General features: G+C 36.1%; 15 protein-coding genes. 1 reads left to right on the forward strand and 14 read right to left on the reverse strand.

What is annotated here, in order from left to right; all coding sequences use genetic code 11:
* Positions 1-2: 2 nt before the first annotated feature.
* Positions 3-923: a patatin-like phospholipase family protein gene (locus tag ABWU32_RS06285; RefSeq protein WP_341824346.1), complete on the reverse strand. Its 921-nt coding sequence runs from the start codon at positions 921-923 to the stop codon at positions 3-5.
* A 4-nt stretch (positions 924-927) separates the two neighbouring features.
* On the reverse strand, positions 928-1,152 hold the full coding sequence (locus ABWU32_RS06290) for a hypothetical protein (protein ID WP_065094365.1): 225 nt from the start codon (positions 1,150-1,152) through the stop codon (positions 928-930).
* Between the two features lie 131 nt (positions 1,153-1,283).
* Here ABWU32_RS06290 and ABWU32_RS06295 point away from each other — a divergent pair, with 131 nt between their 5' ends.
* Positions 1,284-1,811 carry an ankyrin repeat domain-containing protein gene (locus ABWU32_RS06295; protein WP_341824329.1) on the forward strand — a complete coding sequence of 176 codons (528 nt, stop codon included), beginning with the start codon at positions 1,284-1,286 and terminating at the stop codon, positions 1,809-1,811.
* Here ABWU32_RS06295 and ABWU32_RS06300 read toward each other — a convergent pair.
* The 12 genes from ABWU32_RS06300 to ABWU32_RS06355 all read right to left on the reverse strand — a co-directional run bounded on the left by ABWU32_RS06300 (position 1,777) and on the right by ABWU32_RS06355 (position 12,952).
* On the reverse strand, positions 1,777-2,766 hold the full coding sequence (locus ABWU32_RS06300) for a phage late control D family protein (RefSeq protein WP_341824330.1): 990 nt from the start codon (positions 2,764-2,766) through the stop codon (positions 1,777-1,779). The two genes, ABWU32_RS06295 and ABWU32_RS06300, sit on opposite strands and share 35 nt — an antisense overlap.
* 1 nt (position 2,767) lies before the next feature.
* Entirely contained in the window at positions 2,768-2,974 is a 207-nt protein-coding gene (locus ABWU32_RS06305; RefSeq protein WP_264685331.1) for a tail protein X, read from the reverse strand.
* Positions 2,952-3,368, reverse strand: coding sequence for a phage tail protein (locus ABWU32_RS06310; protein ID WP_341824331.1), 417 nt, complete (start codon positions 3,366-3,368; stop codon positions 2,952-2,954). Before ABWU32_RS06310 ends, ABWU32_RS06305 begins: the two co-directional genes overlap by 23 nt.
* Positions 3,369-3,371: 3 nt before the next feature.
* Positions 3,372-5,552, reverse strand: a complete 2,181-nt coding sequence (locus ABWU32_RS06315) for a phage tail tape measure protein (protein WP_353278583.1) — start codon at positions 5,550-5,552, stop codon at positions 3,372-3,374.
* Positions 5,553-5,664: 112 nt separating this feature from the next.
* Positions 5,665-5,916 (reverse strand): phage tail assembly protein, encoded by a 252-nt coding sequence (locus tag ABWU32_RS06320; protein ID WP_015588509.1) that lies wholly within the window; start codon positions 5,914-5,916, stop codon positions 5,665-5,667.
* Between the two features lie 16 nt (positions 5,917-5,932).
* The gene (locus ABWU32_RS06325) at positions 5,933-6,433 is read right to left on the reverse strand and encodes a phage major tail tube protein (RefSeq protein ID WP_065094343.1); all 501 of its coding nucleotides are present in this window, start codon (positions 6,431-6,433) and stop codon (positions 5,933-5,935) included.
* Between the two features lie 14 nt (positions 6,434-6,447).
* On the reverse strand, positions 6,448-7,608 hold the full coding sequence (locus ABWU32_RS06330) for a phage tail sheath subtilisin-like domain-containing protein (RefSeq protein WP_264683027.1): 1,161 nt from the start codon (positions 7,606-7,608) through the stop codon (positions 6,448-6,450).
* 15 nt (positions 7,609-7,623) lie between these two features.
* Complete coding sequence (locus tag ABWU32_RS06335; RefSeq protein WP_264683025.1) at positions 7,624-8,181, reverse strand: hypothetical protein; 558 nt, start codon at positions 8,179-8,181, stop codon at positions 7,624-7,626.
* 6 nt (positions 8,182-8,187) lie between these two features.
* Entirely contained in the window at positions 8,188-9,609 is a 1,422-nt protein-coding gene (locus ABWU32_RS06340; protein ID WP_264683024.1) for a hypothetical protein, read from the reverse strand.
* Positions 9,606-9,800 carry a hypothetical protein gene (locus ABWU32_RS06345; protein ID WP_214303255.1) on the reverse strand — a complete coding sequence of 65 codons (195 nt, stop codon included), beginning with the start codon at positions 9,798-9,800 and terminating at the stop codon, positions 9,606-9,608. The genes ABWU32_RS06340 and ABWU32_RS06345 overlap by 4 nt, the downstream gene beginning before the upstream one ends.
* Positions 9,801-9,804: 4 nt before the next feature.
* Complete coding sequence (locus tag ABWU32_RS06350; protein WP_353278585.1) at positions 9,805-10,989, reverse strand: hypothetical protein; 1,185 nt, start codon at positions 10,987-10,989, stop codon at positions 9,805-9,807.
* Positions 10,990-11,002: 13 nt separating this feature from the next.
* Positions 11,003-12,952, reverse strand: a complete 1,950-nt coding sequence (locus ABWU32_RS06355) for a DUF4815 domain-containing protein (RefSeq protein WP_341823915.1) — start codon at positions 12,950-12,952, stop codon at positions 11,003-11,005.
* Position 12,953: the final 1 nt, after the last annotated feature.

The following is a 12,953-nucleotide window of genomic DNA, read 5'->3' on the forward strand; positions in this document are numbered from 1 at the left end:
AGTTATAGTTTTCGATTTTGCTTGCAGAATTTGTCTATCACTTTCTGGTTATCCTCTATCATTTTACTTGCCTCTTGCTGAAGAAATTTGATATTTTTGAGTGTAATATTGTCCATCTCAGTCGATGCTACTTTCAATTGCGATTGTATTCTTATGTATTTATCATCTATTACTTGTTCTAGTTGATAATCAACGCAATCCAATCCAGAAGCAAACATCACATTCAATAGTGGCTTGATCCACCCTATTTTGCCAAATCTCCTTGAGTTAGCATACTTTATACTTCTATCTGTTCCACCAGTGCCTATTGATAGCAGTATAATCTCATCATTTCGAAATAACCTCTTAGCACTTGCATATGCACAAGCCGCTGGATTATTGGCAAACACTCCGCCATCTATCAACACTCTCTCTGTTTGGCTAATTTTCAGACGTTTTGGTGTGAAGTACGTTGGAGCAGCTGTTGTAGCTCTGAGTGCATCTTTCAACTTAATGTTTTTTTCTTTCCAACTTTTGAAGAAAAATTCACAACTATTGTGAATGTCATAACTGGTGAGCAGTAGATTACTCGCAACATCGGCCATAGTACTTTCACCAAAGTATTTGTTGAGAATAAATTCCATATTTCTATACGAGTACTGAGAACCACTCAGCCAAGAAGCAATTGATTTTCTCCAAAATGATGATTGAAAGATATAAGCTCCATACTCTTGGTAAAGTCCAACTAAATCATTGGCAGAGTATTGAGGTTTATTGCTTTTACAAAGTCCAGCAACAATAATCCCACCGGTTGAGGTTCCTGCCATTAAGTCAAAAATTTGAGAAATTGGCTTTTTTGTTCTAGATTCAATTTCTGCTAGAATAATGGCAGGAATTATTCCTCTGATTCCACCTCCATCAACAGATAAAATATACTTTGCCACTTTTTTATTTTTGTCTCTGCTCAAGTTCATTAACTTCCTCAGCAAGGTTTTTGACCCTTTCTTCAAGGCGATAGATGATTTCTGTAGTCCTTTGATTTTGCTCTATAAATTTATCATGCATATGCACTCTTAAATCGAGTTTTGCCAGCCACCAGATAAATGCTATTGTTTGTATCACCATAGTAGCAATTACTGCTACAGGGATCTTTCCTGTACTTTGGTTTTTCATCTTAAAGTTCTCTTGCACAAATAGCTGCGTATTGATATATACAAGATTCATCAAAATTACGTCCAAAAAATCTTTTCTAAAATAAAGTTAATTGATTGCACTAAACAAGCGATGCAAATAATATAAGAGACATGAAATCTAGCCTTCTTGGAAAGTTATTAATAAACTCGATAATACCAATAATATGTGCTATCTTTTTGTTTCAGCACTTTAAACCTTCAAAAAACATACCAATAAAAAGTAAAACAACTAGTGAGGATAGAATAGCATTACGCATTGCAGCTGAAAGTTGCAATTTGGATAACGTAAAATCCTTAGTAAAAAACACAGTAAATATCAATGATACCTATTATTTTGGTGCAACATCATTACACTATGCCACAAGCGGAGATTGTTTAGAAGTTGTAAAATTTCTAATTGAAGAGGGCATTGATGTAAATACTACTGACGCTTTTAGCTGGACAGCTTTGCACTATGCTGCACGAAAAGGACATCTGGGAATTGCTAAATTTCTACTGCAAAATGGAGCAAATCCTCTTGCTAAAAACAAAGATAAAAAAACTCCTTTAGATCTTGCTGTAGAGGAATTAAACAATAATAAAGAAGATATTTATGAGGAAATTATCAATTTACTTTCTCACTATCAATTATTCCCATAGCAGCTGTGATGATAGTACGATAACCCAGGTTATCAATCACATGCTCAGCCTTATTTATTATCCATTCACCATAAACTCCCTTGTGAAACCCCAAAAGGTTGATCTTTGCTTCGGCAAATAATTCAGGACTCCCTGGCATTGTGATATTTAGTGTTGCTGCACCACTCATCAGCTGATTTAATTTTGCAGATGCTGCACTTTGCGCCAAATCACTATTTGCATAAATATCTCGTAGAATATAGCTTGGTTCCTGATTACCCATTTTTTCCGTCATCGTCTCTGCTTTCTCATAATCATACCAATAGGCAATAACCGAGCCATATTGATTACGCTCATTAAATCTTACTTGCCAACTTGTAATATCTCTAGGTGTTAAAGTAATAGTGCTTAAAGTTTTTCCGGTAACTGATTTTGCTTTCCCTTTTGAAACAAAAAGTAAATATCCTCCAGCAGGTTTTGCTATTGCTCCATAAATTTGAGCAAGCCTGGTCAAAAAATGCATATCGCTCTCTGCAGCCTGATCAATATGTGATATCATGATATTTGCAAACTCTGCAGCAACTTTAGCTTTATAGCCATGGTTACCTGCAATTTTTTCCACCAAATCATTTAAAGTAATTTGATGCCACTCATTAAATACTTGTTCCTTTAAAGACTGTTTCAAATCTGCTGCATGACTTTTAATCTTTAGTGCTTGTGGTGGACCTTGTATCGTAATTTCATTTACTATGTAATCTCCCATCGGCATAATGCCAGTTTCCTTATATCCAAGCAAAATATTCAGCTTTGCTCCAGTTCTAGGAATCTCAAATAATGAATCACGGTCATCAAGATGAATTACAGCAGTATCACTTATTACTCCAGCTTCATCAGTAATATGCATTGATACTAACCGACTTTTTATCAACTCAGTGATGGAAATGCCTTCTACTGAAATACTAAAGTCTGGTGTCATTTTAATCCCATAGTTTTACTACTTGCTTTTGTATCGTTCTTTGAATGACAGGCAATTTAATAATTAATCCTGCAGGAAGAAGTTCATACTCTGCAAGTCCAGGATTAGCTCTTAACACAACCTCAACTGCTTCTGAGCTGAATCCATAGTGCTTCCAACAGATCAAATCTAACATATCATTTTCTTTAGTTTTGTAGTACATCATCATCAAGTTGTATATTGTCAACGGGATTATTTAGTGATCCATCTAACAACACGTTATCGTAGTGCTTCAAACTTAAGTGAAACTCAATCTTTCTTGGTTCACCATTTGGAAAAAAATATTTCTGCGTTTCTTCTATTTTCACGATAACAAAATGGCCTAAAATGTTACCTTGGCCATCAATGAGTAAGAAAGGGTTTGATGAATTTCGCATATTATTTATTTGCTTCAGCCCTCCTGAATAGATTACCCCTGCAAGCTCAACAATATCCTCTCCAGGACCAATACTTTGAAGCAACGGCTTTTCTCCAATACGCTCAAGTGCAGGCCAGCGATATTCACTTCTGCGTGTAAAGCCTTGCTCAATTAATGAAAATCTATATGGACCAAGAGATAACATAATTTAATTTATATCGTAAAGTGCGCCACTAAATTGCTCTCTAATTCGCTCCATTACTTCATCAGCAATGCTACGTGTATCTTGCCCAGGAGTTGAATGAATATTAATACTGAAGTGATTATTTTGAGTTTTATTCTCTATAGCTTTACTGTGTGCTGCAATGGGGTACTTAAGAGAATCACTTATAACGTTATTTACAGACTTAACTTCTAGTTTAGACTCATTTCTTTTATTCCACAGATTACTGATTGTTCTAAAGGGCTGAGTAATATTATTCCAAAATTTTCCTACCCAATCAGAAAAAGACTTCCATACAATTTTCACTGATTCCCAGATAGTAACAAAAAAGTTCTTTACTGCTTGCCATTTGGTAATTATCAAAGTTGCAGCAACAGCAATACCACCAATAATCAGCCCCATAGGGTTGCTCATCACAGCAATTGTTAATGCTTTAAATCCAGCAATAATTGCTGGAAAAACTGCAGAAGTAGAATAAAGACCTATTTTTACCAAAGTAATAACAGATCCAAACACTTTCCAAGTAGATAAAAGAGCCAATAAGGAACCTTTTACAAAAGTCCAAGCATATCCAAGAGATATGGCTGCTATTTTAATGCTAATCAACGCAGTAATCATGCTCATGATCACTGTAGTCAATACTGGATACTCCTTGGCATAAAGTGCTACTTGTGTAGTTGCTGACTTCAGAAGATTAACAGTAAAATTTAAAGGTGGTAATAATACAGAACCAAGATTCATTCCCACTTCTGCCATTGAGTTTTTAAGTAACTGAAGGTTATTTGCTGTAGTATTTGCTCTGTTTTCAAACTCCCTTTGCATTGAGCCCTTATATTCCTCGTTTATTAATCGTAAAGATTTTTTGTACTCATCAAGACTACCAATGAGTAGTGCTATATCATCTTGATATTCAAGGCCAAAGAGATCAAAGAGAACACTAGAACGCTCTTGCTTACCTAATTTTGCAACTGTTTCTAAAAACTTAACTAATGTGCCTTGTGCATTCTTGCCAATTGCTTTTTCAAATTCCTTAGCATTTATTTTTAGCTGCTGAAAAGCTTTTTGAAAATTGCCACCTTGCTTACTTGCTGTTTGCAACTTACTGAGCATTGCATTAATTGCTGTACCTGCTTTTTCAGGAGTTTTACCTAGGCTAATGAAGCTACTTGCTAAAGCTCCTGCTTCTACTGCAGTTAAACCAAATTGCCTTGCTGTACCACCGATTCTGTTTAGCGCAGGAATAATGTCTTTAGCTTTTGCTGCAGTGTTATCAGAAATATGATTTATTGCATCACCAATATTTGCCATTTCACCAATTTCAATTTGATAAATATTAGAAAGTTTAGCAATAGCATCTCCTGCCTCTTCTGCTGACATATCAAATGCAGTTGCCATTTTGGCCACAGTGTCTGTAAAAGTCGTAAGATCTTTAGCTTTAATACCAAGTTGACCACCACTTGCAGTAATTTGCGCAAGTTCTGCTGCAGATAGCGGAATTGTACGCGACATTTCCTTTAATGTTTCCCCAAGTTTTGTTAAGCCATTTACATCTGTATCTTCAAACTTTACAACTTTCTTTACATCAGCCATGGCACTCTCAAAACTAATTGCAGCCTTAAGTGGTGCTGCAAGGGTGAGGCCAAGTGCCACAGCATCCATCATTTGAGCTTTGAAATTTGCTCTTTGTGCTAAAACTCCTTTACGTTTTTGCATTACGGAATTTAAAGCTGTATAGTTATTTTTAAGCTTTTCAATAGAAGAGCCAAGTTTAACTTGATCTCCAATAAGAGATTTTATATCTCTACCACTTTTACTGAACTCCGTGCGTAAATGGTGGAGAGCACTTCTTTTTTGTAAATAAGCTGTTTTAGCTTTCAGCGCTGCAGTTTTAGACCTTGTAAACTCGTTTTGCAGGCTCTTACTTGGTGCTCCTGTATTTTTTATCTGCTGAGCAAGAGATTTTGTTTTTATTTCTAGTTCATTCCAAGAACGCCTAGCAAGCAGAGCATCGTGGCTTAATTGTTTAAACTTGAATACTGATTTACTTGATGATTCAAGTTGTTTTATCGTACTACCAATACGAGAAAGTTGCTTCGTGCTACCTGCTATCGTACTATTAAAACTGCTTTGCAGTGTTGCTCCAATTACTATAGAAATTGCCTTCATTTGTATAATTTTCCGCTACTTTCAAACCAAGTAATAAATTCTTCAATATCCATATCAAGCCACTGATTGATTCCACCACCAACCATTGAGCTAAGTGATAATATGCTCAACCTCAATTCTTCTGCTGAGACAAAAAACCTTGTAACGTTTCTTGAATCTTATTGTAGTCTGCTAAATCAAATTCTTCTACTGCTTCTCTTGAAATACTTGCAAGATTTGCAATCAGTGCTACTTCTTTCTCTGCATCGCTATTACCCATACGTTCAACAGCTAAACGATCTCGAACTTTTGGACGGCGTAGAGTTAGCTCTGAAACTAAAATTCCATCGATTTTTATTGGTTCAGTTAATTTAATTTTTTGCATTGTTTTACCCTTTTAGTTAAATTCCTAAAGCTGTGCGCATAGAAGTCATTTGATCAACACCATCGATCTTGCGAATCATATTCTCAGCGTCAATTTCAATCAATTCTCTGCCATCAATGGTAAGCTTATAATAGTTGGCAGCAATTATACATTTTAGTGTTGCTTTTTCAGCAGCCTTCCAGTTACCAAAATCAAGTTCCTTAAAGAGCCCTCTTAAGTTAATTACTACTGATTCGGCATCACTACTTCCCTGCAAACCTCCTCTTAAAGTAAGAGAAACAGCATTATTGTTTATCAATCCGAAAAGTCTAAAGAGCTCAGAGTCATATTCAGAAAAAGTGAAATCTGCTTCAAGCTTTTCCATGCCCATATCAATATTTATTGGAATATCCATACCACCAGCTCTGTATTCTTCTGTTTTTATGGTAAGTTTTGGCAAGGTTACTTCATCTATTTTTCCTGCATAGCCACGACCATCAACAAATACGTTAAAATTCTTTAGGATCTTTGGTAACATCTCTCTTTCTCCTTTTACAATATTGCGCCACTCACAAGGTGTGACCTGAAAGTAATCTGTTCAGCTGGATATGGTGGCGTGAACTCAAAATCAAAAGACACTTTTCCGCTTGCAATATTTGTTGGTGTATTGAGCTCTGGAGTTGCATAACATTTTCCGCTAATAATCGCCCCTTGCGCTTTTAAATTTGCAAGATAAGAATTTACCCCCTCAATCACATCATCTATATAAGTTTTGGTAATATTGCGATCAACTGCCCATAAATGAGCTCGAAGTAGACTATCGTTGATTAAATCTGCAGTCCTTCTCACTGACAAAAAAGCCCATTTTGAGTCATTTGAACATGTTCTATTTCCCCAAAGCCTATAGCCATTTTGATGAATTATCGTTGTTACTTCATTTTCATTTAAATGGTTTGCTCTACAATTTGTATTACCGAGCGTAAAATCAATAGGCCTGCTTGTTCCAACAATACCATTTATTTCTTTATTTGAAGGTGAGTGCCAGAAGCCTTGCTCGCTGTCTATCTTAGCTATTAAACCAGCTACAAATGGACTCGATGGCAAGATTTTTTCTTTTCCTTCAATAAATAACTTAATCCATGGGTCAACTACGTAAACTCTTGAGCTGCCTACACTTTTTCTCCATTTTATTGCTTCTTCATCATTAGTATTTGGTCCGTCTGCAACAATAATTGCTCTTAATTTTTCTGCTATGGAAATTAAAGCACTCACTACTGGATTTACTCCATCTATTTCAGGTAACTGATGAGTAAACTGAGGTGCAATTAATATTCTTGGAGCAACATGAACTATGCTTTCACTGCTTAAGAACGCTTGAATTCCCTGATATTCTCCAGTTTCTTCGTTAACTCCACCAATGACATTGCTGAGCGTCTCTTCTACTTTCTCCTCAACTCGAATAACTACTACTGTTGCACCAATTTGGGAAAAAATTGCATTAATAGCTGAAGGCAAAGTCCCAGATTGACCAAGTTTTGCTGCTTCTTTTAAGCTTCCTGCTATTAATATTGGTTTATTTAGTGGAAACTTTTGCCCGTCAGCATCAGGTGCAGTACCAATTACTCCAATTACCGATGATTTAGCTGTTCGTACTGTCCTCGCTCCTGAGGTAACCTCGATAACATTTACTCCATGTAGAAACTGTTCTGTCATTTCTTTTTCCCCTTTTCAACTTTCTTGCATTTTTTGTTTACAATCATCTAGCAAAGTTTGCAGCTCTTCCTTACTTTTAGCTTCACCGATTTCCCTTTCAGCTATATCCACCAATTCTTCGCACTTGATTATTGCTTTTTTCGCTCTTTTTGCTTTTTCCTGAATTATTCTTGCCATTTCTACTACTGAAATTCCTCGGACTTTTGCTAATGGCTCTATAATTTCTGCATCTTTTTTGTCTATAGATTCTGGTGCTGCTAAAATGTTCTCTGCGGCTTTTGCTTGTATTTCGTACGACTTAGACTTCTGATGAGAATATCCTGAGTATTGGTGAGTATAGTTATCATAATAAGCATGAAGATTAGAAAGTGCAGAAAACTTCGCATTTTGTAGTAACTCCAATTCAATATCTTCTTGATTCCGCTGAGCAATTTTGCCTCCTTCTGTTAAACAATAGCTTTTTTGCCAATCAAAATCTTCTGGTGCTTCATACCAATCATTTTCAGTTGGCTTGCTTTCAAGTGTTGTTGTTTCTACTTGTTTATCATTTTCAAATCTAATGTAGATAGACATTGTTTGTTACCTCCAAATCTCATACGTGTTAGATAATCCTGGACATTGCCAAGCTTTTAGCGTTCTCTCCACATCTACTTCAAGTCCTGTAGTTAGAACATTGCTACGTATGTTATAAATCCCCCACTGAATAAATTGACCATAGTTGTGTACATAATTTGATGCAAGCATACCTTGACTAACTTGTGTCCTGGAATACAGGTAAGATGATGTGTAAAGTAATATTGCAACTGTTTTTCCTGCTGGAATCTCCACATTACCAGATCCAGCTAACTTGCTATCAGAACTCATGTATTGGTAAACATTTTTCCATACTATTTTTGAAATACTTGATTTATTAGAATTAGTGTTATCAGGAGTTCCCACAAATAATCCTGCTCCCCCATACTCCGTACTCGAATACGATGATCCAACAAATTCTATTGTCTTATTTATGTTCACATTGGTTGTATTTTTTACAAATACTACTCCAAGTGCAGCATACGGATAATAGTATATCTCATCATAACTACCAGAAAAACTTTTTGTGCATAACTCTCCGTAAATAAATGTTCCTTTACTTCCCTCTATAAAACTTAGTTGTCTTGGCCGATAAAAACTAACGTAATCTGTATTGTACGTATGGCTACCTGCTAGTAGTTGTAACATATAGTCAGTTTTTGTTATATCACTACTCCACTTTCCAAGCTCTGTCGTAAAAGTTCCGTGGCCAAAATAATTATTTTTTCTGCCAAGTACACCAAATAAGAAAGGTAATGACCCTGGTTCAACCATGTTGCGCTTTCTTATTTCATTTATAAGAGACACTTTTAACTGTTCATCCCGAGTTTTTACCTCATTAGAGATGTTTTCAATTCGAGTTTCTATTTCTCCTATAATTGATGAGCCAGGTGGTACATTATTAACAGCACGAAAATCTTCTACTAAACCTTTAAGACCATCTTTATGACTATTACTAATGCTATTTATTGCTGCAATATTGGCATTCTTTCTCGTATCAAGTAGCGATAAATTTGTTGTTCCTTTTTCATCAATTCTCTTTAATAACTGCTTCTCTGATTCAGAGATCACTGCTAAAGAACTAGCTTTTTTATTATCCAGATCAGTTAAGTGTTTTTTTGCACTATCAAGAAGCTCTTTTAGCTTACCATCAGTCATCTGTACAATTTCAGAAACTGCACTTTTGTCGACTATTGATTCCAATGCTTTAGCAAGATATGCTAATTGATCTGGTGTACTGTTTGCTGCTAAATCCTTAAGCCTCTTTTGTAGTGCATCAATTATTCCTTTTACTTCAGTCATCTGCACAACGTTGGAAATAGCTTTTTTATCTGCTATCAATTCCAGCGATTTTGCAAGATATGCCAGTTGATCAGGTGTGCTATTTGCTGCTAAATCCTTTATCCTTTGGTATATTGCTTCTTTCATTTCCAAAAATTTAAAAAAGTCTCAAAATTAAACCGCTCAAAATTACTCTTAAGTTGATTGTGCTCATCTTCTCTTTCGGTAATATCTTCATCTATTTTCTCAATTGTGGTACGGATACGAACAACATCCTGCACAGCAATATTTTCTGGATGAGGCAAAGAATATCCTCTACTTGTTTTATCATCTGACATTCTGCTAAGTGATAATGATTCGTAGATTTTTGACTTTAGGGCGATAAACAACTGTTCCACTTAAAACCAATTTTATCCTTGTATCATTACCATTAAAATTTGATAGCACATGAGTTCTCTCTACCAAATTTTCTCCAATTGGTTTTCCTGATGTTAAATTTACTAATTGCCAATCCACGTTTTTTTGTACATATGCTTTTACATCTGCAGTGCCAGGTATTAGCGCATCATATGTTATGGTGATCTTGGTGTTAGCTCCTGCTGTAATACTTCTTGTAACATAATCTCCTTTTTCCCCTATATTACCCATAACTAACTGTAACCCAGGATAGAGAACCGGACTTTTTTCTTTTGACCCTTTTAAATTTGCCTTTACTGTTAGCTCTCCAGATAATCTTTCACGCAGTGCAAGTGGCAAATTATCAGACAAAAAGTTCTCTTTTCCCTCTTCATCTGTTAAGATAAATTCCACATTGGTATCAAATGCTACTTTTTCGACGTTCGTCAAAACAATTAAATCTGATACGTTATTTGCAGTAACCTTGCCAAGATCAATAATGTGAGAAACTTCGCTAAATTTTGCAGCCAAAAGCCGAAACGTTAAGTCTAAGTTCTGATGTGGAGTCCAAGTACTTGCGTTACTAGATGAGAGTAATACTCCTACTTGATATGGCTGACTTGTTACCCAACGGCTATTTACTGCATCATATTTGCCAAGTTCTGCTATTTTGACTGCAGTACCAGAATCATCAGTAAGTAGCACTATTGCATACTCCTCTCCTGCATGGCAAAACACTGGCGACCATTCTATACGTGTTGCTGTGCCATCTATCTTTATATCTTTTGGCTCAATATAACTTTCAGCAATGACAGTCTGCGAGGGCATTCCCACTGCTGTTTCTCTAATCTGCACAACAACACGTTTTTTGCCTTTATTTATAAACCATAGCTCCACACCTCCTATGTGCCTACTTTCATTTAAAGTAAACGTTTGCGCTAAAGGATCAACTCTTCTTGCTGCGATAACTCTTCTTCTTTCCTCTATGGTAATTGTTTTTTTACCAGTATACGTTGCTTCTCCATAGCTTCCTTTATCCCCATAAAACTGTACTAATTTAGTACCTGCTGGAATATTTGCTGGGATTTTTATCTTTCCCTTTAATTTTCCCTGGTTGTTAGTTGTGAGCATATTTTTTTACCTCTTATGCAGTAGACTGAATGACAACACCATCAAACTTTACCTCCTTAAGCCTTTCACCTGGCTCAAAACCTTCAATTTCAAAATTCTGTACTGCTTCTCTCATAAATTCAGCTTCATATGAAGTACTTGACATCAGCTCTGTTGTTTCTTTAACATTAAATGCTCTGGTTATTGGACTTTTCCAATTCGTGGTAACCTCCGTCCAGTGATCTATATTTTTATTTAGAGTAATTTGTGCCGGAACTGGATCAAAAGCTTGATACGGATTAATTCTTTCTCCTTTAGTCTGTAAGAGCTGTTCTAGTACCGGCTCAAGTTCATACGGCAACAAATGAGGTTCTTTACCTCTTTCAACATCAATAATTTCCACATCTATAGGTAAAATTAATTCCTTGTTTACTATCGCTGCAGACTGCGAAATTCCTTGATCACGCATATCATCATCAAAGAATGAATCAACAAATACTCCTTTTTTGGTGGTAGGTTCTCTTGAATTTGCATCATTGCGTAAACGCTCCTGTGCAACAAGTGCATAAAGATCATTTATTCCTTTTTTCATTGCTTCAAGCTCATTCATCGGTACAGCATGAATAGCATTATTCACTATTTTTACCCCTTCTTTTTCTCCGTTTTTCCATGTCTGATGAATGTAGCAGAGCAAAAGTTGTCCGCTAGGTGCTTTAGGCATTGATGGTCGCCAAGGGTGAGCTATACCTTTTATTCTCCTTACTACTCCTTTGCTATCGATAGTAATTAAATCATAGCGGGGCATTTTCCAGGTGTAATCAATCAGAACCAAGCTGTTATCAACTGCTCCTTTTACTTTGCATCCCTGTTCACTTATATCTTCAGGGCTTACATGAGTACGACAGCGGTAAGTTATTTGATAACTACTTCCAGGAGCTGGCTCTTTACCTGGTAATGACCAATCAACATTTCCTGCATTTAACTTATAGTCTATACTATTTTCATAAATAACATTGCCTTGTTTAATTTGAATAATTTCAAGTACCGCAGAGTCAGGTATTGGATCAGTGGCTCCTGAATATGAACCGTGAGTAACAGTAATGGTTTTTTGAATAGTGATATCTACTTTTTTGATTTCACTTATTGGAAAATCATTAACTTTAAGTTCCATTACTCTTTGGCTATTTGGCTGAAAAGTATGTGGTTCTGATTCAACTGCTTTTATATCTGGATCTTCATCAAAAGAAACACGAATACTGTGAGGTAGCTCAATCTCATAGCCATCAACATGAGCTTTGCCCTCATTAATCACAAATATTTCTTTTTTACCTTTTTTTACCCCTTCTTCTCCCTTTTCTTCTTTGTGGAGGAACATTACTTCAAGGCCATTTACAACGTAGGAACCATTTGCCTCTTTGTCATAACGAGCAAGCGCAGTAGTTACTATATTTGCTTGTGGTGGCGGTGAATGTTCTATCAATACTCCATTTTCAATGTTATAAATTGGATAAAATTCTCCTGAAGCATTAGTAGTCACACCCTCAGCTTGATAACTCCAAGTGGTGGAAACTTTAAGCCTTGCAGCCCCTACTTCTTGATAGTTACGTGTACCAACAGCAGGATCACGAAGGTTTTCATCCTCAAGTTCTGTAATGGTAGATTCTACGTAATAAACACCTATACGCACTGTGGTACTCAGTGGAATAACAAACTCTTCTTTTTCGACTTTTCTAACCGCTCCACGAAGATAGATTTTTCCTGATTCAAGCGTAACTTTACCAGTTTCTCTATCTATAATACAATTGCTTCCTATTATAACATCACCATCACGAAATATTGCATCGCCTATGCCTTTAAGCTTAGAGAGAGCATACTCCTGAGTCTCGTTTAATTCTGCAGACTGTAGACCTCTTCCAGCAAGAAATAAGCTTTTTTCGTATTCTTTGTCAGGATTAAAGCGGTTATAATAGGTGTTTAAAGTCATT

The sequence above is a fragment of the Wolbachia endosymbiont (group A) of Udea olivalis genome, from assembly GCF_964028365.1.
Classification (GTDB): Bacteria; Pseudomonadota; Alphaproteobacteria; order Rickettsiales; family Anaplasmataceae; genus Wolbachia; species Wolbachia pipientis.